Annotated in this window: 19 protein-coding genes; 6 read left to right on the forward strand and 13 right to left on the reverse strand. The window is 71.1% G+C overall.

The genetic code is table 11. From position 1 onward, the window contains the following. Nucleotides 1-49: 49 nt before the first annotated feature. The gene (locus tag KALB_RS35225) at nucleotides 50-988 is read left to right on the forward strand and encodes an EamA family transporter (protein WP_025360377.1); all 939 of its coding nucleotides are present in this window, start codon (nucleotides 50-52) and stop codon (nucleotides 986-988) included. On the opposite strand, the gene KALB_RS35230 is transcribed toward KALB_RS35225, so the two are convergent. From KALB_RS35230 to thyX, 7 genes are all read right to left on the reverse strand, one after another. Then, nucleotides 985-2,256 (reverse strand): lanthionine synthetase C family protein, encoded by a 1,272-nt coding sequence (locus KALB_RS35230; protein WP_025360378.1) that lies wholly within the window; start codon nucleotides 2,254-2,256, stop codon nucleotides 985-987. The genes KALB_RS35225 and KALB_RS35230 overlap by 4 nt on opposite strands. Next, a complete protein-coding gene (locus tag KALB_RS35235) occupies nucleotides 2,253-5,213 on the reverse strand; it encodes a lantibiotic dehydratase (protein ID WP_030107859.1) in 2,961 nt (986 codons plus the stop codon). Before KALB_RS35235 ends, KALB_RS35230 begins: the two co-directional genes overlap by 4 nt. A 67-nt stretch (nucleotides 5,214-5,280) precedes the next feature. Continuing rightward, nucleotides 5,281-5,439: a hypothetical protein gene (locus tag KALB_RS48350; protein WP_169743545.1), complete on the reverse strand. Its 159-nt coding sequence runs from the start codon at nucleotides 5,437-5,439 to the stop codon at nucleotides 5,281-5,283. A gap of 120 nt (nucleotides 5,440-5,559) precedes the next feature. Continuing rightward, on the reverse strand, nucleotides 5,560-7,257 hold the full coding sequence (locus tag KALB_RS35240; protein WP_025360380.1) for a ribonuclease J: 1,698 nt from the start codon (nucleotides 7,255-7,257) through the stop codon (nucleotides 5,560-5,562). Beyond that, nucleotides 7,254-8,168 carry a 4-hydroxy-tetrahydrodipicolinate synthase gene (dapA, locus tag KALB_RS35245; protein ID WP_025360381.1) on the reverse strand — a complete coding sequence of 305 codons (915 nt, stop codon included), beginning with the start codon at nucleotides 8,166-8,168 and terminating at the stop codon, nucleotides 7,254-7,256. Before dapA ends, KALB_RS35240 begins: the two co-directional genes overlap by 4 nt. A gap of 30 nt (nucleotides 8,169-8,198) precedes the next feature. Then, a complete protein-coding gene (locus KALB_RS35250) occupies nucleotides 8,199-8,825 on the reverse strand; it encodes a TIGR03085 family metal-binding protein (RefSeq protein WP_025360382.1) in 627 nt (208 codons plus the stop codon). Between the two features lie 131 nt (nucleotides 8,826-8,956). Then, nucleotides 8,957-9,709 (reverse strand): FAD-dependent thymidylate synthase, encoded by a 753-nt coding sequence (thyX, locus tag KALB_RS35255; protein WP_025360383.1) that lies wholly within the window; start codon nucleotides 9,707-9,709, stop codon nucleotides 8,957-8,959. A 130-nt stretch (nucleotides 9,710-9,839) separates the two neighbouring features. Here thyX and KALB_RS35260 point away from each other — a divergent pair, with 130 nt between their 5' ends. Together KALB_RS35260 and KALB_RS35265 are read left to right on the forward strand one after the other, a co-directional pair. Next, nucleotides 9,840-10,484 carry a toxin-antitoxin system HicB family antitoxin gene (locus KALB_RS35260; RefSeq protein WP_025360384.1) on the forward strand — a complete coding sequence of 215 codons (645 nt, stop codon included), beginning with the start codon at nucleotides 9,840-9,842 and terminating at the stop codon, nucleotides 10,482-10,484. A gap of 33 nt (nucleotides 10,485-10,517) precedes the next feature. After that, the gene (locus tag KALB_RS35265) at nucleotides 10,518-11,429 is read left to right on the forward strand and encodes a DUF4097 family beta strand repeat-containing protein (RefSeq protein WP_025360385.1); all 912 of its coding nucleotides are present in this window, start codon (nucleotides 10,518-10,520) and stop codon (nucleotides 11,427-11,429) included. Between the two features lie 61 nt (nucleotides 11,430-11,490). On the opposite strand, the gene KALB_RS35270 is transcribed toward KALB_RS35265, so the two are convergent. Both KALB_RS35270 and KALB_RS35275 read right to left on the reverse strand, forming a co-directional pair. Further along, entirely contained in the window at nucleotides 11,491-12,699 is a 1,209-nt protein-coding gene (locus tag KALB_RS35270) for a winged helix-turn-helix domain-containing protein (protein ID WP_182837889.1), read from the reverse strand. A gap of 83 nt (nucleotides 12,700-12,782) precedes the next feature. Next, nucleotides 12,783-13,751, reverse strand: coding sequence for an ABC transporter substrate-binding protein (locus KALB_RS35275; RefSeq protein ID WP_025360387.1), 969 nt, complete (start codon nucleotides 13,749-13,751; stop codon nucleotides 12,783-12,785). Between the two features lie 228 nt (nucleotides 13,752-13,979). On the opposite strand from KALB_RS35275, the gene KALB_RS35280 reads away from it, so the two are divergent. The 3 genes from KALB_RS35280 to KALB_RS35290 all read left to right on the forward strand — a co-directional run bounded on the left by KALB_RS35280 (nucleotide 13,980) and on the right by KALB_RS35290 (nucleotide 16,917). Further along, nucleotides 13,980-14,540, forward strand: coding sequence for a GNAT family N-acetyltransferase (locus KALB_RS35280; protein WP_025360388.1), 561 nt, complete (start codon nucleotides 13,980-13,982; stop codon nucleotides 14,538-14,540). 66 nt (nucleotides 14,541-14,606) lie between these two features. Continuing rightward, nucleotides 14,607-16,280: a transglycosylase domain-containing protein gene (locus KALB_RS35285; protein ID WP_025360389.1), complete on the forward strand. Its 1,674-nt coding sequence runs from the start codon at nucleotides 14,607-14,609 to the stop codon at nucleotides 16,278-16,280. 112 nt (nucleotides 16,281-16,392) lie between these two features. After that, nucleotides 16,393-16,917: a YqaA family protein gene (locus KALB_RS35290; protein ID WP_025360390.1), complete on the forward strand. Its 525-nt coding sequence runs from the start codon at nucleotides 16,393-16,395 to the stop codon at nucleotides 16,915-16,917. Here KALB_RS35290 and KALB_RS35295 read toward each other — a convergent pair. Genes KALB_RS35295 through KALB_RS35310 form a run of 4 tightly spaced genes read right to left on the reverse strand, consistent with a single transcriptional unit; the run spans nucleotide 16,876 to nucleotide 20,367 of the window. Beyond that, nucleotides 16,876-17,751 (reverse strand): SAM-dependent methyltransferase, encoded by an 876-nt coding sequence (locus KALB_RS35295; protein ID WP_338033825.1) that lies wholly within the window; start codon nucleotides 17,749-17,751, stop codon nucleotides 16,876-16,878. The two genes, KALB_RS35290 and KALB_RS35295, sit on opposite strands and share 42 nt — an antisense overlap. Before the next feature lie 29 nt (nucleotides 17,752-17,780). Further along, complete coding sequence (locus KALB_RS35300; protein WP_025360392.1) at nucleotides 17,781-18,218, reverse strand: tetratricopeptide repeat protein; 438 nt, start codon at nucleotides 18,216-18,218, stop codon at nucleotides 17,781-17,783. Continuing rightward, nucleotides 18,215-19,012 (reverse strand): 4-hydroxy-tetrahydrodipicolinate reductase, encoded by a 798-nt coding sequence (gene dapB, locus KALB_RS35305; protein ID WP_025360393.1) that lies wholly within the window; start codon nucleotides 19,010-19,012, stop codon nucleotides 18,215-18,217. Before dapB ends, KALB_RS35300 begins: the two co-directional genes overlap by 4 nt. Continuing rightward, the gene (locus KALB_RS35310; protein ID WP_042221129.1) at nucleotides 19,009-20,367 is read right to left on the reverse strand and encodes a M16 family metallopeptidase; all 1,359 of its coding nucleotides are present in this window, start codon (nucleotides 20,365-20,367) and stop codon (nucleotides 19,009-19,011) included. The genes dapB and KALB_RS35310 overlap by 4 nt, the downstream gene beginning before the upstream one ends.

The following is a 20,367-nucleotide window of genomic DNA, read 5'->3' on the forward strand; positions in this document are numbered from 1 at the left end:
TGCCGAAACTGACCCGGGATTGTCAGAGGTGTCGGGCAGACTCGCAACCGTGACCACTCAGCTGTCCACACCGGTCGGCCGACGTGCGGGCGCCACCGCGCTGACCGTGCTGTCGGCCGTGGCCTTCGGCGCCTCGGGCCCGCTTGCCAGGGCCGCGATGGACGCCGGGCTGAGCGCCCCGCAGGTGACCACCGCCCGCATCCTGCTGGCCGCGCTCATCCTGCTCGCGGGCTACCTGCCGCTGCGCGGCCTGCCCCGGTTCCGGCGTGACCAGTGGCAGGTGCTGCTGGGCTACGCGCTGCTCGGTGTCGCCGGGGTGCAGCTGCTGTTCTTCGTGGCGGTGTCGCGGATCCCGGTCGGGGTGGCGATGCTGCTGGAGTTCCTCGCGCCGGTGCTGGTGGCGCTGTGGATCCGGTTCGTGCGCCGCACCCGATTACCCCACCTGATGTGGGTGGGCACCGCGTTCGCCGTGCTGGGCCTGGCCATGGTGGCGCAGGTCTGGGAGGGGCTGCGCCTGGACGGCCTCGGCCTGCTGGCCGGGCTGGGCACCGCGATCTGCACAGCCGCGTACTACCTGCTCGGTGAGCACGCGGCGAGCAAGGGCGATCCGTTGGCGCTGACCGCGGCGGCGATGGTCATCGGCGGTGTTGTGGTCAGCGTGGTGAGCCCGCCGTGGAGCATTCCGCTGTCCACGTTGTCCGCACCCACCAAGATCGGCGTACCGGTGTGGCTGCTGCTCGTCCTGCTGGCCGGGCTGGCCACCGCCTTCGCCTACGTCACCGGCATCCTGGCGTTGCGGCACCTGCCCTCCGCGGTGGCCGCCGTGCTCGGGCTGATCGAGCCGGTCGTCGCCGCGGCCGGGGCCTGGCTGCTGCTTGGCCAGGCGCTGACCGTGCCGCAGGTGATCGGCGCCGCGGTGCTGCTGGCCGGTGCCGCGCTGGTGCAGTTCGCCAGCGGACGCAGGCTGGAGCCCGAGCCGTTGCCCTAGTCCAACAGCAGGATCGTGTCCCACTCGGTGGTCGGCGGCCGACCGTTCGCGTAGGCGTTGAGTGCGAGCGCGATGCCCACACCGCCTTCCAGCAGCCCCGGCATGTCCAGGTGCACCTCGGCCGCCGCCTGCCAGTAGCGGTAGCCGAACGGCACCTCTGGGGTGAAGTCGCGCACGAGGCGCTGTGCGAGGTCGTCGGCGGCCTTCGCCAGCTCGGGATCGGAGGTGTCCCAGGCGAATCGGCACACGGTGTGCAACAGGCCGGCCCAGCCGTGGCACAGGCTGTGGTCGGTGATGCCCCACTGCCGCTCGGGACGGGCGAGCATCGCGCGCATCGCTTCCGCGGCCGACTCGACCAGGTCGGTCCGGTCCAGCGCTCGGCCCGCGAGCAGTAGCGCGCGAGCCGTTCCCGGCGTGCCGTAGCACCAGGCGGCACGGGCCGGTGGTGGCACAAGCGAGTCGCGGTCCAGGTAGTAGCTGAGCGGGATGTGCGCGGTCCAGTAGGAGCCAGCGGTGTCCTGCTCGCGCCACAGCACGAGCCACTCCGCCATGCGCTGGATCGCCTCGTCCTGGCCCGGAACCCGCACGCCGAGACGCCACGCGACCGCCAACAACGCGAGCGGGCCTGGAAACCCGTGCGCCAGGCCGAAGTTGACCTGCCCGTCCTCGTAGCCGGGGCGGATCATCGTGGTGGGCGTGCAGTCGTACCACCAGCCCGGCACCTCGACCCCGCGCCAGGTGAAGTCCCCGGCCAGCTCGGTCAGGCAGGACAGCACCTCCCGTGCCGCCTCGTGCCCGCGGTGCAGCAGGTACCGGCCGACCCCGCTGAGCCCCTGCACGACGTCGATCACCGAGGGCGCCGTGGGCCGGTTCGCGCGCTGCACCCCGACGAGCCAGCGCGCGTGCACCGCCATGTGCTCGTCGAGCCGGGTGAGCATCGCGGCGTAGTCCTCAGGCTGTCGTGCCGCCACCCGCACAGCACTGGCCAGCGCGCCAAGGCCCTCGAACGCCCCACGTGGTTGCTGGGTCTTGGTGTCCTCGGCCGCACGCGCGAGGAAGCGGTGGGCCTTCTCCTTGTCGCCGAGTTCGGCGTGCAGCAGTGCGGGCGCCGCGTGCCCCCTCGACAACGAAGTCGGTTCCCAGACCGGCGATGGGCTGCCCGCCACGTCCACGTGCGTGCCGTGTGCGGTCGTCGCGGCGTGCACCGCGTCCGGATCGCTCAACCGCGCCGCGAGTTCCGCCACCACTTCCGCTGCCGACGAGGTCATCCGCGGTGCCGCAGCTTTCCCAGGTAGGCGCGGACCACACCGCGCAGCACCCCGAAGGACCGCTGCTCGGCCTGTCGGTCCGCACCGAGCAGTCGGTTCGCGTGCATGTGCAGGATGCTGCTCGCGTCGGTCGCCCCGGCCAGGGCACGCCACTTGGCGGCGGCTTCGGCTCGGCGCTGCCACGTGTCGAGCAGCGCCGGTCCGCCGTCGAGTTGGCGCAACTCGTCCCAGCGCAGGCTCGGGTCCACGAAGCGCAACGCCACGTCGCGGTGCGTGCGGAACGAGTTCTGCAACTCGACCGGGAAGGCGTCCACGACCCAGCGCATCCAGTCCGCACCGCCGACGCTGCCGAGCAGGTCGGCGTGGTTCATCGCGGCGAGCACCTCGACCGGGATCGGGAGCGCACCTCGATCGCGCAAGCGGAGCTGCTCCAGGACCGCGAGGCTGTCGGCGTGGAACAACTCCTCGGCGGCCCGCATCGCTCCGGGACCGCCGTAGCGCTGCACCTCGGGCTCGTAGCTGTCGAGCACGAACTTGCGGATCGCACCGCGTTCGACAGCGCCGGCGGCCCAGTCGCGCAGCTCGGGCAGCACCTCGGCGTTGAGCAGATCAGCCGGGCCGTGCAGCCGCAGGCGCAGGTGCGCGTCGGGGTCCCGGTAGCGCACGAAGAACCAGCGGTCCACGCAGTCGTGCTCGACCAGCCTGGCGAACTCCCTGCTCAGCAGGCTGTCCTGCAGGTCGGCGAGGAGGTACAGCTTGGCGTGCAGCCACCCGCTCCCCGGATGGTATACGACATTCGATGTGCAATCGGCGGGCGTGACCTCCGGGCGCTCCGCCTGCGAAAGCAGCGAGACCACCACCTCGTTGGCGTGACCGCCCGTCCAGCCCAGCTCACCGTCCGGTACTTCGTATACGATGTGTGATTGCCTCTTGATCAGCTGGGTGCGCAGCAGCCGCTGGTGCAGCGGCACGGTCAGGTCCAGGTCCACGTGGTGGTCGAACACGCTCACCCGCACCAGGTCAGGCACCGACCAGTGGTGTCGCCACTGAGCGAGGGCGCGCAGCCACACCTCCCACGGGGTCCGCTCCTCGCACAGCACCGGGTCGGGCCGCCACCGAGCAGGCGCGAGCACGGTCCGCCCGCATCGGACACGTGGCAAGCGGGGCAGCACGTCCGCGCGGCCCCACTGCCACGGGGTCCACGGACGGGTACCGCTCACAGCCACGGCGTTCACGAACCTCGCCACGTTCGGCGCCGACTTCTGCAGGTTCAGCATGTGCGGTGCCACAACTGACACCTCGTGCCACGTGGACCGGTCCACCAGGTAGAACCGCTCGGAGGTGGCGCCGACCGCGAGATCGCGGACGTCGAGCACTCGGTCGTCATCCGGGTCGGCGAACGTACCGATCGGCACCATGCGGTCACTGACCACGGGCGCGAGCACCACGTTCTCGGACCGGGCCTGAGCGGGCTGGAACACCAGCTGCACGCGATCTCCGAGCAGCTGGCGCAACCGCTCCTCGCCGTCCAGCAACTCCGTGAACCGGCCCGACATGGCGCCAGCGGTGACCGACCCGCCAGCGCTGGCCACGGCGAGCTGGAACTCACCTCGGGTGAGCGCCTCGGGTGAGCGCGCGAAGACCTGCACGCAGAGGTCGAGCGACCTCGTCGGCGACAGGGCGCCGTCGTGCGCGAGCGAATCGACCAGTTCCTCGTCGAGCACGACCTCGTCCAGCAGCGCCAACCGCGCCACGATCTCGTCGCGGCTCACGGGGTACGAGGGCTCGTCGGGTGCGACGCGGTCCCCACCGGGCACCTGATACCCCGCCGGCGGCCCGAGCCCCACGTGCGGATCGAGCAGGTCGAGCACGCTCACCGTGCGGTCCACTCCGTAGCGCTCCAGGAAGGCGGCGTGGTACTCGCGCAGGTAGGACACGCCGTCCACAGCCGGGGCGAGCCGCCACAGCACCGACGCGACCCGCTCGGTTTCGCGGAGCACCTCAGCTGGCAGCACCACGTCGGCGTCCACGCGCAGGTCGACCTGGATCGGCGCCTTGTCGGTGCTGGCCAGTTCGCCCATCGCCGACACAGCACGGCGCCACGCGTCTTGCCCCTCGCCGAGCGGCCGTCGTGCGTAGTCGCCCAACAGGCGCTGGACGTGTCGCAGCTCGGCAACGGCCGGGTCGTCCACCTCGGCGAGCCGCGTCAGGACGTGGCCCAAGCGGTCCGGCTCGTCGAGCACGGCGGTGACGTCGGTGAGCAGGACCTCGCGCTCCACCAGCTCACCGAGCATGCGGTCGATGACCTCGTCGGCGGAACCGGCGAACTCGTCACGGAGTCGGCCGCGCAGCACATCGTATGCAATAGGCGATCGGGCGAGGCGGAGCACGGCGCTGACCGCGGGCGAGCAGCCGATGGACAGTTCACGATCGCCGTTGCGCACGTAGGGCAGCACGAGCCGAGGCCCGCGCACGAGGCACAGGTTGTTCACGACAACACGCATCGCATCGCGCACCGAGGGCCTGCGGCGCAGCTCGGTCAGCACGCTGGCGAGCCACTCCGCGTCCGGGCGCACCCCCTTGACGTGGTCCGCGCCCCACGAGAACCGGGCATCTGGCCCCGATGAGCTCGGGCAGACCCCGGCGAGCAGTCCGAACGGGGTGGGGCGACTGGCCATGCGCAGCACGTACCGGGTCGCGGCGAACGCGGCACGTTCCAGCTTCGCGCGGTCCACCGGCCGCCCCTCGTGCACCTTGGCCAGGGTCGCGGCGAGCGAGGCGCTGGACACCTCGATCGCCTCGTGCACGAGCGGGTCCTTGGTGAGGTCGCGCAGGTAGTCGGCGAGCCGCTGCTCGTAGCCCTCCTGCTCGGGCGCCAGGTCGACCCGCGTGAGATCGGCGCGCGTGCCGGGCAGCGCCGCGAGCCGGACCACCGCGTGATCAGCCGCTTGGAACATCGTTCCCCCTGGATGCCGAGGTGGGTCGGCCGCGACGTGGCGCGGCCGACCCACCAGCGGGATCAGATCAACAGCAGGGCACGCACATGGCGATGCCGAGCCCGTAGGTGTTGACCGTGGTACGCGTCAGGGCGGCGTTCTCCTCGAGCTCACGCACGGTGGTCTCGGTGGACGGCGCGGACGCGGGCACGACGTCGACGTCGAGCTCGAACACAGCGGTGCTCATCCTCGTCACCTCTCGCTGCGGGATTCCCCAGTAGAACCCCCGGACCGGCAACGCTGTGTGATGCGGGCATGTCGTCACAAGAGTGACTTCAGCATCCTGCAGAGCACGCAACGGGCCAGGTCAGACCGGGATCACCGTCGGAATGATCATCGGACGGCGCCGGTAGGTCTCGGCCACCCAGCGCCCGACCACCCGCCGCACGGCCTGCGCGATGCGGTGCGTGTCGGTGATGCCCTCGGCCTCGGTGCGGGACAGCTCCATCTCCACCAGCGGCACGACCTGGTCCAGCGCCTTGGGGTCGTCGGAGAAACCGCGGCCGGAGATGGTCGGCGGGGTCACCGCCCGTCCGGTGCTGGACTCCACCGCCACGGTGATCGAGATGAACCCGCCCTCGCCGAGCACCAGCCGGTCGGACAGGGTGGACTCGCCCACGTCACCCACGGACAGCCCGTCCACGTAGACGTGGCCGACCTCGACCCGGCCGCTGATGCGCGCCTTGCCGTCGACCAGGTCCACCACGACCCCGTCCTCGGCGATGACCACCTGCTGCGCGTTGACCCCGGTGCTGATGGCCAGCTCGGCGTTGGCGCGCAGGTGCTTCCACTCCCCGTGCACCGGCATCACGTTGCTCGGCCGCACCGCGTTGTACAGGAACAGCAGCTCACCCGCCGCGGCGTGGCCGGAGACGTGCACCTTGGCGTTGCCCTTGTGCACCACGTGGGCGCCCAGCCGGACCAGGCCGTTGACCACGCCGAACACCGCGGTCTCGTTGCCCGGGATCATCGAACTGGCCAGCACCACGGTATCCCCGGAGCGGATGGAGATCTGCCGGTGCTCGCCGCGCGCCATGCGGGACAGCGCGGACAGCGGCTCGCCCTGCGACCCGGTGGAGACGAACAGCACCTCGTCCTCGGGCAGCTGCATGGCCTCGTCGATGTCCACGAACAACCCCGCGGGCACCTGGAGCAGGCCCAGGTCGGCGGCGATGCCCATGTTGCGCACCATGGACCGGCCGATCAGCGCGACCCGGCGGCCGTGCTTGACCGCCACGTCCAGGATCTGCTGCACCCGGTGCACGTGGCTGGCGAAGCAGGCGACGATCACGCGCTGGGTCGCCCGCCGGATCACCTGGTCCAGCACGGGACCGATCTCGCGCTCCGGGGTGACGAACCCGGGCACCTCGGCGTTGGTGGAGTCGACCAGGAACAGGTCCACGCCCTCGTCGCCGAGCCGGTGGAAGCCTGCGAGGTCGGTCAGCCGACCGTCCAGCGGCAACTGGTCCAGCTTGATGTCCCCGGTGTGCAGCACCAGGCCCGCGGAGGTGCGGATGGCCACCGCGATGGCGTCCGGGATGGAGTGGTTGACCGCGAAGTACTCGCAGTCGAACGGCCCGTGCTGGGTGTGCTGCCCCTCGCTGACCTCCACCAGCACCGGGGTGAGCCGGTGCTCGCGGCACTTGGCCGCCAGCAGCGCCAGGGTGAACCGGGAGCCGACCACCGGCAGGTCGGGGCGGTTGCGCAGCAGGAACGGCACGGCACCGATGTGGTCCTCGTGGCCGTGCGTGAGCACGATCGCCTCGATGTCGTCGAGGCGGTTCTCGATGGCGCGGAAGTCCGGCAGGATCAGGTCGACACCGGGCTGGTTGTCCTCGGGGAACAGCACCCCGCAGTCCACCACCAGCAGCTTGCCCTGGTGTTCGAACACGGTCATGTTCCGGCCGACCTCGCCGATGCCGCCCAGCGCGACGATGCGCAGCCCGCCCTCGGCCAGCGGCGGCGGGGGCGTGCTCGGGCGGGTCGGGATGATCACGTCGGTCACGCCTGCACCTCCAGGCCGGTCGCCCGCAGGGCGCCGGCCAGTTCTCGGGTCTGCTCGTCAGTGGCCGCGGGCAGCGGCAGGCGCGGGTCGCCGGCCTCGAAGCCCAGCAGCCGCAACGCGGTCTTCGCGAAGATCACGCCGCCGCCCACGGCGGTCATCGCCCGGTGCAGCGGCAGCAGCCGGGTGTGCACCGCGCGCGCGGCAGCCACGTCCCCAGCCTCGTAGGCATCGATCAGCTGGCGCAGCTGCGGCCCCACCACGTGGCCGATCACGCTGACGAACCCCACGGCGCCAACGGACAGCCAGGGCAGGTTCAGCGGGTCGTCGCCGGAGTAGTAGGCCAGGCCGGTGCTCGCGATGACCTCGCTGCCCGCGCGCAGGTCCGCCTTGGCGTCCTTGACGGCCACGATCCTGGGGTGCTCGGCCAGCCGCCGCAGCGTGTCGACCTCGATGGGCACGACCGAGCGCGGCGGGATGTCGTAGAGCATCACGGGCAGGCCGGTGGCGTCGGCCACAGCGGTGAAGTGCGCGTGCAGCCCGGACTGCGGGGGCCTCGAGTAGTAGGGGGTCACCACAAGCAGGCCCTGGGCACCGGCCTTCTCCACGGCGCGGGCCTGGCGCACCGAGTGCGCGGTGTCGTAGCTGCCCGCGCCGGACACCACCGTGGCCCGGTCACCGACCGCGTCCACCACGGCGCGCACCAGTTCGATCTTCTCCGGCTCCGTGGTGGTGGGGCTCTCCCCTGTCGTCCCGTTCACCACGAGACCGTCATGCCCCTGCTCGACCAGGCGAGCCGCCAGCTCCTGGGCTTTGGCCAGGTCCAGGGCACCGTCCGGGTCGAAGGGCGTAACCATCGCGGTGAGCACCCGGCCGAACGGCCTGTCCGGTGCTGTGGTGGGACTTCCGGTCATGGCGATGACGCTACCCGGTAGTCACCTGACTCAGAGCCCCAGGTCCAGGCCTCGTACCCGGTTGACGGCAGTGGCGTCGCCCGCATAGTCCACAGTGGCCTGATCACGGCCGAACGCGAGCAGCAGCAGCTCGCTGGGCTCGCCGGTGAGGGTGACGGGAGTCGGCGCCTTCTTGGCCACGATGTGCTCCCCGTTGGGGCGGCGCAGCACGATGCCGACCGGGCTGTTCCGGAAACTCATCCGCGCGGTCCTGGACAGCGCGCCCCACAGTGCGGCCTCCCTGCGCGGCTCGGGTTCGCGGGCGGTCCAGCCGGGCTGGGCGCGGCGCAGGTCCTCGTGGTGCACGAAGTACTCGGTGGCGTTGGCCAGTTCGTCCACGCCGGGGATGCCGAAGACGGACAGGGTGGGCGGGCCGCTGCGGATCAGGTCCACCAGCTTGGGCCAGGGCTTGGTGGCGAACTCGTCCTGCACGCGCTGGGTGTGCGCGGCCAGCGCGGGGATCAGGATGCCGGGCGCGGCGTCCAGCCTGCGCTCGCGGACCACCAGGTGGGCGGCGAGATCGCGGGCGGACCAGCCCTCGCACAGCGTCGGTGCATCGGGACCGAGGTCCTCGAACACCTCGCAGATCAGCCTGCGTTCCTCAGAAGCCACACCCATATACCGACGGTACGACAACGCGGTCATCGCCACCGCATCGCAGGTGGCGGTATCGGTCACATTCGACCGGAAACACAACAAAAGCGGCATTCCTTGCACTTGATGCAAGGAATGCCGCTTTTGCGTCCGGATCAGCCCTCGGTGACGTACGGGCTGGATGCGACCTCCGAGCCGTCGGCCAGCTTGGAGATCACGAAGTCGTCGAACGCGTTGGCAGCGGCCTTCTGCAGCTGGCGCAGGCACTCCACGGCCAGCTCGCGGATCTCCACGTCGGCGGCCTCGGTGGCGCGCATGGCGATGAAGTGCCGCCAGGCGCGGTAGTTGCCGGTGACCACGATGCGGGTCTCGGTGGCGTTGGGCAGCACCGCTCGGGCGGCCTGCCTGGCCTGCTTGCGGCGCAGCGTGCCGCTGGGCACGTCGGCGAACTTCTTCTCCAGGCCCTCGAGCAGTTCGGTGTACGCCTGCACGCTCGCCTCGGCGGCGGCCACGAACTTGGCGTGCAGCTCGGGGTCGTTCGCGATGACCTCGGGCTCGACCATGGCCGCGTCCCGCTCGGGCACGTAGCGCTGGGACAGCTGCGAGTAGGAGAAGTGCCGGTGCCGGATCAGCTCGTGGGTCAGCGAGCGGGACACGCCGCTGAAGTAGAAGCTGACCGAGCCGTGCTCGAGCACCGACAGGTGGCCGATCTCGATGATGTGCTTGATGTAGCCGGCGTTGGTGGCCGTGGCCGGGTTCGGCTTGGTCCAGGACTGGTAGCAGGCGCGGCCCGCGAACTCAGCCAGGGCCTCACCGCCCTCGGCGTCGGTGGTCCAGGGCACGTCGGCCGGAGGGAAGAACTCCGTCTTGGCGATGAGCTGCACCTTCGGCGGAACCATCTCGGTCACGGCCGCGATCTCCTTCAACTGGTCAAACATCTGAGCCGAGACTAGACGACAGCAGCCATGACATCATGGCGACACCATCAATGACGTCAGATCCCTTGACTGACATCACGAGTGATGTCACAGTGACGTCATGGATCTCACGCCGTACATCGTGACACTGCGCGAGGACCTCACGACCGCCGCCGCTGCTGGGGATGAGCAGACCCGGCGCACGGCAGCCGTGCTGTCCGCCGCGCTCGAACCCGCTGTCCGACTGGCCATCATGAACGCGTTGTCGGACCTGGCCGCCGAGGTCACCGCCTCGCTCGAGGAGCACGTGGTCGACGTCCGCCTGGACGGCCGCGACGTGCAGGTGGTGGTCACCGCCACGGCAGGCCCCGAGGACCCCGGGCCGCAGCCCGAGCCGGAGCCCGCCTTCACCGGTGACCCGACCGGGGACATCAGCCGGATCACCGTGCGGCTCATGGAGGAGCTCAAGGCCAAGGCCGAGCAGGCGGCGTCCGCCCAGGGCCAGTCGCTGAACTCCTTCGTGGCCCAGGCCGTGCAGGGCGCGGTGCAGGGCGCCTTCAACCAGCAGCAGCACGGGGGCCGGGGGCGCGGTCGGGGCCAACACGGCCACGGTCCGTGGCAGGGCCAGTGGTGGAACAACCCCGGCGCCTGGCAGCAGGGCGGTCCGGGCTGGTCCGGCTGGAACGACCAGCAGGGCGAGGGGCAGCGCGGGGGCCGTGGCGGGGGCAGGGGCGGCTCGCGGGTCACCGGCTGGGTCGAGGGCTGACACGGGTTCCGGGGAGGGGACAGGGTGAAGACGATGAGTGAGGAAGACGTGGACCTCGGTACCGAGGACGCACCGCCCGCGCGGCGGGAGGACTTCGAGGCCAACGGCCCGATCGAGATCGACATCGCGATCGGCACCGGCCGGATCGAGATCCAGCTGGTGGACGAGCCGGGGGTGCGGGTCGAGGTGCGGCACGCCCCGGAGTCCGACGACCAGTGGGTGCCGGGGTTGTCCGGGCTGCTCAACTGGGTCAGCGGGCAGTTCGGCGGCGGCCCCCAGGACAACTCGCCGGAGGAGACGGTCCGGCAGACCCGGATCGACCTGACCGGCAACCGGCTGGTGGTGCGCACGCCCAAGCCGCTGCCGATGCGCGGCATGCCGCTGTCGGTTGTGGTCAAGGCACCCAGCGGCTCCCACGTGGAGACCAAGAGCGGCTCGGCCTCCCTTGCCGTCACCGGCTCGGCGGGCCGGGTGAACGTGACCAGCGGCACCGGGGACATCTCGGTGGACCGGGCTGACGGGGCGGCCTCGGTGCAGAGCGCCTCCGCCAGCGTCCGGCTCGGGCCGATGCTGGGCGGGGTGCGGGTCAAGACCGGCAGCGGGGACCTGGAGGTCTCCTCGGTGGGCGGCCCGAGCCTGCTGTTCACCGGCACCGGGGACATCTGGCTGGGCGCGGTGCAGTCCGATGTGACCGTGCGCACCGGCAGCGGTGACGTCACCGTGGCCGACGCCGCCTGCGGCCGCATCGAGGTGGTCACCGGCTCGGGGGAGCTGCGGGTGGCCGTCCGCTCCGGGGTCAAGGCCCAGGTCGACCTCGTGTCCTACTCGGGCCGGGCCTACAGCGAGCTGGCGCTGTCCGACACCCCGCCGCCCGGAGAGCCGAGCCTGTTCGTCCGGGGCCGCACCGGCTCAGGCACAGCCGTGATCACCACCGCGGTGGGCTGAGGACCACACACCGGGGGACTGGCGGGCCTGGGCCGGGGGGCTGGGCCCGCCTCACCCCTGTTTACCTCGTCCTGGCACGCAACGGAGCCGCGAGATCACCTCGCTCCCCCACGACCACGGTGTCCAGGCCCAGCCAGTCGGCCATGGACCGCAGCTCGGCGGCAAGCTCGGTGACCACCCGGCCGCGGTCGGCCCCCGGCTCGGCGAACGCGCCGGGCACCCGCAGTGCGCCGACCGCCCGGTCCGCCTTGAGGTCCACCCTGGCGACCAGTTCCCCGTCGAGCAGGAACGGGAACACGTAGTAGCCGTGCACCCGCTTCGGCTCGGGCACGTAGATCTCGATCCGGTAGTGGAAGTCGAAGATCCGCTCCGTGCGCTCCCGGAAGAAGATCAGCGGGTCGAACGGGCAGAGCAGGGCACGCCCGCTGACCTGCCTCGGCGTGCGGGCCGCGACGTGCCGATAGCCCTGGTGCCGCCAGCCGGCGACCGAGACCGGCTCCAGCACGCCCTCCTCCACCAGTTCGGCCACCGCGCGCCTGCTGCGCTCGGGCCCCAGCCGGTAGTAGTCGCGCAGGTCGGGTTCGGTGCCCACGCCCAGCGCGATCGCCGACTTGGTGATCAGCCTGCGTGCCGCCTCGTCCTCGTCCAGTTCGGGCGCCCCGTGCACCTCGGGCGGCAGCGCCCGCTCGGTCAGCTCGTAGAGCCGCTCGAACCCGCGCCGGGCCCCGGTGGTCAGCTCGCCGATCGCGAACAGCCACTCGCAGACCTTCTTCACGTCCGAGCGGTTCCACCAGCTGCCCCGCGCGCGCTGCACCTGAAGCCCCAGCTCGCGCTCCAAGGCGCCCGCGCTGATCGGCCCGAACTCCTTGACCGCCGCGAGCACGTCCGCGGCCAGCTCCGGGGAACAGGCCGCCGCCTGCCAGTAGCGCCCCGGCGCGTCCCGGTACTGGCGCATCCGCCAGCGCAGCAGCGGCCAGTCCTCGACCGGCACCAGGCTGGCCTCGTGCGCCCAGTACTCCACCAGCAACCTGGGCCTGCGCGCGCTGTGCGACCAGGCGGCCTCCTCCAGCAGCTCCTGCGGGTAGGGCCCGAGCCGGGAGAACAGTGGGGCGTAGTGCGCCCGCACCGCCACGTTGACCGAGTCCAGTTGCAGCAGCTGGGTCCTGGACAGCGCGCGTTGCAGGTGTCGCCGGGTGGGCACGCCGGTGGGTCGCGAGTCGGCGAAGCCCTGCGCCGCCAGGGCTGTGCGGCGGGCCGCCGCGGGGGTCATCGTCTGCACAACCCGGATGCTGCCACCCACCCCTGACAACTAGCGCGGCGTCCAAGCCTCGGGTCGGGTGCAGGACATCACAACTAAAGCTTGCGGGCCTTGCCCACCGCCGCGGCCAGCTCGCGCAGGACAGGCGCGAACCTGGCGTAGCTGAACGGGGTCTCCGAGCGCCAGGGGGCGACCTGCCCGGCCTGCACCGCGGGCAGCGAGTTCCAGGTCGGGTGCGTCCTGAGCTCCGCGAGGCCACCGGCCTGCGTGCGGTCGTCGTAGAGCACCAGGTCGGCCGGGTACTTGGTGGTGTTCTCCCAGCTCAGCGCCTCGAAGTAGGTGACACCGTCCCCGGTCGCGCCGCCCACGTCCATGCCCAGGGTCTTGTAGTAGGACAGGTCGGGCTGGTCGGAGGGCATGCCCACGTAGAAGTTCTCGGCCTTGGCGGAGACCGCCAGCACGCGCAGCCCCGGCTTGGCCGCCAGCGCCTGGCGCAACTCGTCCGAGGCCTTGTCGAAGTCGGCCTTCGCCGCGTCGATCACGGACTGCTGAGCGCCCAGCGACTTGCCCAGCTCGTTGAACCGCTCGATGACCTGCAGCACGTTCCGGCTGCGCTGGCTGATGCCCAGGGTCGGCACCAGGGCCTCGACCTTGGTCTTCACGTCATCGGTGACGTACCAGAGGTCCGGCGGCTTGTACATGCCGCTGACCAGCAGGTCGGGCCGCAGCGCCGCGAGCTTCTCCATGCTGAACTCGCCGTACTCCGCACCCACCGAGCCGACCTTGCTCAGGTCCACGACCCCGACCTGCGGGTCGTTGGAGCCGTCCTTGAGCTTCTGCGGGCCGAACACGCCCACCGGGTGCACCCCGAGGTCCCACAGCGCCGCCGCGGCGCTGACCTGCGCCACGATCCGGGTGGGCCGCTGCCCGAGGGAGACCTTGCGGTCGCGGTCGTCGGTGAAGCTCCAGGCACCGCCCGAGCCCGCGGCGGGCGAGTCGGTCCGGCCGCAGGCGGTCAGCAGCCCCACCGCGGCCACCCCCGCCAGGAAGCCTCGTCTGTTCATTGCAGTCACAAGGACTTAGGCTAGCCTAACCAACAAGGCCACCCACCACTGAGCGTCCCCCGCCACTCCCTGGGGGGCGACCCCGACTCCAGCCTACCGCCCCCACCCCCTTGTTGATCTTGCTGGAGATCCACGTGTGGACAGCTCCGCACCTGTGGACAACTCGTCCCCGAGCAGCCGTCCCGAGCGGGTCGAGGAGTACCCTGCCGCACCCGCTAGGTTCTGCGCATGGCCGATGCCACCGTGCGCCCCGCAGTCGCGGGCGACGCCCCCGAGATCGCCCGCATCCAGCACGACACCTGGCGCACCGCCTACGCGGAGCTGCTGCCCGAACAGGTGCTCGCCGACCTGGACCTGGCCGAGGCCGAGCAGTCCTGGCGCGAGGTGGTGACGAGCGGGAGCGCGCGGGTGCACGTGGCCCACGAGGGCGAGTGGACGGTGGGCTTCTGCGTGGCGGGCGCGGCGCCGGAGACCGAGACGGCGGAGGCGGACGGCACGCAGCCCGCCGACGCGGCGAGCACCGGGCTGATCGCGCTGTTGCTGGTGGAACCGCGCTGGGGACGGCGCGGGCACGGCGGCCGACTGCTCGCCGCGGCAGCCGCCGACCTGCGCGAAGCGGGGCTGTACAAGGGCATCAGCTGGGTGCCTGAGGCCGACCGCGCCTCGCTGGGCTTCTACCGGGCCATCGGCTGGCAGACCGACGGCACGGTGCGCACCCTGGACGCAGGGGGCAGGCCGCTGCGCGAGATCCGGGTGACCGGCGGCCTGGACCTGCACCTGAAGCAGTAGACAACCCTTATCACCCGTTCGGAGTCATACCCGCCGGAAGGATCCGGAGCGGGAAGGGACCCGAGCGTGGCCGCACGTCACCGCACCAGCCGCCGCATCGACTACCCGAGGCGCGGCAGACAGGGCCTGCGGCGCTGGCTGCCCTCGTGGAAGCTGCTGCTCGGGCTGACCCTGCTGGGCACGGGCCTGCTGGTGACCGCGTTCTTCGTCGCGCTGTCGGTGGTGAAGATCCCACAGCCCAACGAACTCGCCGTGCAACAGGCGACGATCTTCGAGTACGCCGACGGGCGCACCCAGATCAGCCACGTGGGCATGAACCGGCGCTCGGTGCCGATCACCGACATCCCGCAGGTCGTGCGCAACGCGGTGCTCGCCGCCGAGGACCGGGGCTTCTACTCCGAGCCCGGCGTGTCCCCGCTCGGGCTGATCAGGGCGCTGAAGAACAACCTCACCGGCAGCGGCGGCTCGTTGCAGGGCGGGTCCACGATCACCCAGCAGTACGTGAAGAACTACTACCTGAGCCAGCAGCAGACGCTCAGCCGCAAGTTCGAGGAACTGCTCGTCTCGATCAAGATCAGCAACGAGCTGCCCAAGGACACGATCCTGCAGAACTACCTCAACACGATCTTCTTCGCGCGCGGGGCCTACGGCATCGAGGCGGCGGCGCGGGCCTACTTCGGCGTGGGTGTGAACCAGCTCGCGAACGAACCGGCCAAGGCCGCCTACCTCGCGGCGGTCATCCAGTCCCCGTACTACTACGCCACGGCCGACAAGGACCCCGAGGCGGCACAGGCACTGCACAAGCGCTGGGACTACGTCGTGGACGGCATGGTGGAGCAGGGACAGCTCACCGCACAGCAGCGCGCGCAACTGGTGTACCCGAACCCCGTGCAGTACCAGGCGGACGACATGGGCGGCATGAACGGCTACATGGTCGACGCCGCCATGGGCAACCTGGACCGGCTGCACAAGGAGGACCCGAGCGTGCCCGACTCGACCACCGTGGCGCAGGGCGGCTACACCGTGGTGACCACGTTCCGGCCCGAGGTGATGCGGGCGGCACAGAAGGCCGCCGGGGACTCACTGTCCACTTTGGATCCAAACAAGGCCGCGGACAAGAACGTGCACATCGGGGTGGCCGCGGTGGACGACGCGACCGGTGAGGTGCTGGGCTTCTACGGCGGACCGGACTACCTCAAGCAGGGGTTCAACGACGCGCTGCAGGGCAGCGGCCCACTGGGCAAGGTGGGCGACCTGCTCCTCAAGGCCGTGCCACCGGACCACCTGGCGGACCTGGGCATCGACAACATCGACAGCACGCACCGCATGAAACTCGACGGGGAGGTGCTCGCGACCACCCCGCTGCGCGCGGCTGCGGCGCTCAGCTCCCTGCGCAACCTGGGCGACTACCACGAGCCGCACTCGGTGGCGAAGGTGATCCGCGACGGCCAGGTGGTCTGGCAGGCCGACACGCGTACCACGCACCTGCGCGGGTCCGAACCACTGATGGAGCGGTCCTCCGACATCGGGTTCGCCCCGGCCGCACTGGGCACCGACATCCCCAAGCAGTGGGCCTGGTCCCTGTTCGACAACGGCCACATGTCGGTGGCGGTCACCATGTTCGCCACCCCGCCGGACGGCAAGGGCAACCGCGCGATGCTGGGCATGACCGACCCGGACCCGGCCATCCGCACCTGGAACGTGCTCAGCGGCGTGGTCAGGAGCGCCGGGACCGGATAGTCCCAGGGGTGGACTTTTGTCTACCCCGCGTGGGACCTCAGGACGACTGACCCGCCGTGCCCGCTCCGGTAGCGTCGGGAGCTGACGGACTGGGAGGCGGGCAGCGGTGGTGGTGACCTGGTTGGCGATCACACTCGGTGTGGCGCTCGGCTCGGCGATCTGCCCCCTGATCAGTGTGGAGGTGTTCCTGGTCGGGCTGGTCGCCACCAACGGGCACCACCCGCTGATGTCCTGCTGGATGCTCGGCGCGGTCATCGCGATCGGCCAGGTGGTCGGCAAGCTGCTCTACTTCTACGCCGCGCGCGGGGACGTGCCGCTGCCGAACTTCCTCCGCCCCAAGGAGCGGACCGGGCCCGAACCGGTCACCAGGTGGCGGAGGTTCACCCGCCGCTGCGGGCAGCTGTTCACCCAGTTGCGGGACAAGTGCGAACGGCATCCGGGCTGGCTGATCGGCACCACCGGGATCAGCGCGCTCACCGGCATGCCGCCCTTCGCGGCCACCACCATCCTGGCCGGGGTGGCGCGCATGTCCGTGCTCGCCTTCCTGCTCACCACGCTCACCGGCCGCTTCGTGCGGTTCACCGCGATCGCGGCCTCACCCGGTCTGCTCGCCGGAATGCTGCCGCACCTGAGCTGACCGCCGCCCCACCCCGCCGTAGAAGATGTAGTGCTCGGGGTGCGGGCGCAGCGCCCCGTCGGGTCGCCAGTCCGGGACGTAACAGAGACCGGGCGGCACGGATTCACAGTCCCTGAACAGTCCCGCGATCCACTCCGGGGTGCGTGCCTTGGCCGGGTTCGTGCTCCCCGCGTAGAGGCGTTCCAGCGCGGACATCTCCTCGGGGCGCGCCGCTGCCGTGGCGTGCGTGACCGCGAGCAGGCTGCCGGGGGCCAGGCGCCGCATGTAGCGGGACACCAGCTGCGCAGGATCCTCGTCATCGGGGACGAAGTGCAGCACCGCCAGCATCAGCAGCATCACCGGCTGATCGAAGTCGATCAGTGAGCGGATCACCGGGTGGGTGAGCAGTTCCTCGGGCCGGCACAGGTCGGCGTCGACGACCCCGGTGTTCCGGACCCCTTGCAGCATCATCTCGCTGTGCGCCACGGCGACAGCCTCGTTGTCCACGTAGACGACCCGGCAGTCCGGGCTGTGCTGCTGGGCGATCTCGTGCACGTTGCCCCGGGTCGGGATGCCCGAGCCGATGTCCAGGAACTGGCGAACGCCTTGGGAGACACCGAACTCCACGGCCCGCCGCAGGAAGGCGCGGTTGGCGCGGCACGCCCGGGAGACCCCGGGGAACACCTGCTCAGCGCGGCGGGCGAACTCGCGGTCCACCGCGAAGTTGTGACCACCGCCCAGGAACGCGTCGTACACCCGCGCCGCACTGGGCCTGGTCAGGTCAATCCCGTTCGGAATCCAACCCCGTTCGACCACTGTCGTCCCTACGCTTTCCGCCCCGTACGGAGAGTACACGACTGAGTGAGCCAGGTGAGCAAAACGGATCAACCACCCAGTTCGACCGCGCGCCGCATTGCCTGCCTGGCCCTGCCCCGGTCCCCTGCGATGTCGTAGGCGTGCGCCAGTCGGAACCAGCCCCGCCAGTCCTCCGGCGAGGCCTCGACCTCTGCCTTGCGCTGCTCGAACCAGGCGTCGGCGGCCTCCCGGTCGACCCGCCCCGAGGGGCGGCGCGGCAGGTCGGAGGTGTCGGGCAGGCCGCCCTCCTCATCCAGCCGCCGCGCCAGCCTGTTGATGCGCAACCCGTTGCGCCACTGGGCGAGGACGAACCAGACACCGATCACCGGCAGAGCGAGCACGGCCGCACCGAGCGCGGTGGCCACCGGTTCCCCGGTCTGGATCAGCACCACGGCGCGCTCGGTGAGCAGCACGAAGTAGACCACCAGCGCGGCGGTCATCAACAGGGCAGCGGTGAACGCCTTCACAGGCCCAGCAGGTCCTCGAGCCCGACGGTCAGCCCCGGCCGCTTCGGCACCTCGCGCACCGCGAGCAGCACGCCCGGCATGAAGGACTTGCGGTCCAGCGAGTCGTGCCGGATGGTCAGCGTCTCGCCCTCGGCGCCGAACAGGATCTCCTCGTGCGCCACCAGCCCGGACAGCCGCACCGAGTGCACGCGCACCCCGTCCACGGAGGCGCCGCGCGCCCCGTCCAGCTCCTGGGTGGTCGCGTCCGGGCTCGGTGCCATGCCCGCGGCTGCCCTGGCCTGGGCGATCAGCTGCGCGGTACGCGAGGCCGTGCCCGAGGGGGCGTCCGCCTTGCGCGCGTGGTGCAACTCGATGACCTCGACCGACTCGTAGTACTTCGCCGCCAGCTGCGCGAACTTCATGGACAGCACGGCGCCCAGCGCGAAGTTCGGCGCGACCAGCACGCCCAGCCCCGGCTTGTGCTCCAGCCAGCCGCTCAACGTGTCCAGCCGCTCCTGGGTGAAGCCCGTGGTGCCGACCACGCAGTGGATGCCCTGGTCCACGCAGAACCGCAGGTTGTCCATGACCACGTCGGGGTGGGTGAAGTCCACGACGACCTCGGCCCCGGCGTCGGAGACGTTGAACAGCCAGTCCCCCGCGTCGACCATCGCCACGACCTCCAGGTCGTCGGCGGCCTCGACGGCGGCGCAGACCGTGGCGCCCATCTTGCCCCTGGCCCCGACCACGGCGACCCGCAACGGCTCGTCCTCGTAGTCGCGGTCGACGACGCTGGCGGTGCCCGCCTGCTCAGTCAAGAGATCACCTCATGCACTTCTTCCGGCAGGTCGTCACGGTGATCGTAGGGTCCGACCACCGAGCCTGCGACGGGGCGTCGGAGCAGCTCCTTGGCCAGCACGGCCACGTCCTGCTCGGTCACCGCCTCAATGCGCTCCAGGGTCTGCTCCACGGTCAGGTGGTCGCCGTAGTTCAGCTCGCCCTTGCCAATGCGCGACATGCGCGAACTCGTGTCCTCCAGCCCCAGCACCAGGCCACCGCGCAGCTGCCCCTTGCCCCTGGCCACCTCGGCCGGGCTCAGGCCCTCCGCGGCCACCTGGGCGAGCACGTCGCGCACCACGCCCGCGACCTCTCCGAGCCGATCCGGCTGGCAGCCCGCGTACACGCACAGGTTGCCGGTGTCGGCGTAGGAGGCCACCGAGGAGTAGACCTGGTAGGCCAGCCCGCGCCGCTCGCGGACCTCCTGGAACAGCCGGGAGCTCATGCCGCCGCCCAGCGCCGCGTTGAGCACGCCCAGGGTCCACCGGCGCTCGTCGTGCCGGTCCAGCGCGCGCACCCCCAGCATCAGGTGTGCCTGCTCGGTGTCGTCGGTGTTGAGCACCAGGCGCGGCGCGGTCGGGAAGCGGGCCCGCCCGGTGCGCGGCACCGTCGGCACCCGGTCGCCGACCAACCGGTCGCCCAGGGCCTTGCGGGTCAGCCGCAGCACGGTGGCGTGCTCCACGTTGCCCGCCACGGCGAGCACCATGCGGGGCAGCGTGTAGCGGCGCCGGTAGAAGCCGTACAGCGCGGTGCGGGTCATGTCGCTGATCGACTGCTCGGTGCCCAGCACGGGGCGGCCCAGCGGGTGGTCGCCCATGAGCGCCTCGCAGAACGCCTCGTGCAGCAGGTCCTCGGGGTCGTCGTCGCGCATGGCGATCTCCTCGAGCACCACGCTGCGCTCGGTCTCCATGTCGCGCTCGGCGCAGACCGCGTTGAACACCACGTCGCTGACCAGGTCCAGGGCCAGCGGCAGGTCCTCGTCCAGCACGTGCGCGTAGAAGCAGGTGTGCTCCTTGGCGGTGAACGCGTTGAGCTCACCGCCGACCGCGTCGATCTCCTCGGAGATGCCCGCGGAACTGCGCCGCGCGGTGCCCTTGAACAGCAGGTGCTCCAGGTAGTGCGCGGCACCGGCCACGGCGGGCTGCTCGTCGCGGGAGCCCACGTTGACCCAGATGCCCACCGAGGCGGAGCGCACGCCGGGGATCTGCTCGGTGACCACGCGCAGACCGCCGGGCAGCACGCTGCGCCGCACGGCCCCGCCCCCGGCGGTGCGCTCCAGGGTGCGCGTGCTGCCGGGGGGCTGCAGATAGCCGGGACGGCCGCGGGAAACCCCCAC

Source organism: Kutzneria viridogrisea DSM 43870, assembly GCF_000525635.1.
GTDB classification, from domain to species: Bacteria; Actinomycetota; Actinomycetes; order Mycobacteriales; family Pseudonocardiaceae; genus Kutzneria; species Kutzneria viridogrisea.

Excerpts from the sequence above, each read along its gene's own strand:
- KALB_RS35280 (WP_025360388.1), top strand. The coding sequence starts at position 13,980 with ATGGCCGATGCCACCGTGCGCCCCGCAGTCGCGGGCGACGCCCCCGAG.
- dapA (WP_025360381.1), bottom strand. The coding sequence starts at position 8,168 with ATGACCGGAAGTCCCACCACAGCACCGGACAGGCCGTTCGGCCGGGTG.
- KALB_RS35250 (WP_025360382.1), bottom strand. The coding sequence starts at position 8,825 with ATGGGTGTGGCTTCTGAGGAACGCAGGCTGATCTGCGAGGTGTTCGAG.
- KALB_RS48350 (WP_169743545.1), bottom strand. The coding sequence starts at position 5,439 with ATGAGCACCGCTGTGTTCGAGCTCGACGTCGACGTCGTGCCCGCGTCC.
- KALB_RS35265 (WP_025360385.1), top strand. The coding sequence starts at position 10,518 with ATGAGTGAGGAAGACGTGGACCTCGGTACCGAGGACGCACCGCCCGCG.
- KALB_RS35275 (WP_025360387.1), bottom strand. The coding sequence starts at position 13,751 with ATGAACAGACGAGGCTTCCTGGCGGGGGTGGCCGCGGTGGGGCTGCTG.
- KALB_RS35235 (WP_030107859.1), bottom strand. The coding sequence starts at position 5,213 with ATGTTCCAAGCGGCTGATCACGCGGTGGTCCGGCTCGCGGCGCTGCCC.
- KALB_RS35260 (WP_025360384.1), top strand. The coding sequence starts at position 9,840 with ATGGATCTCACGCCGTACATCGTGACACTGCGCGAGGACCTCACGACC.
- KALB_RS35270 (WP_182837889.1), bottom strand. The coding sequence starts at position 12,699 with ATGACCCCCGCGGCGGCCCGCCGCACAGCCCTGGCGGCGCAGGGCTTC.
- KALB_RS35230 (WP_025360378.1), bottom strand. The coding sequence starts at position 2,256 with ATGACCTCGTCGGCAGCGGAAGTGGTGGCGGAACTCGCGGCGCGGTTG.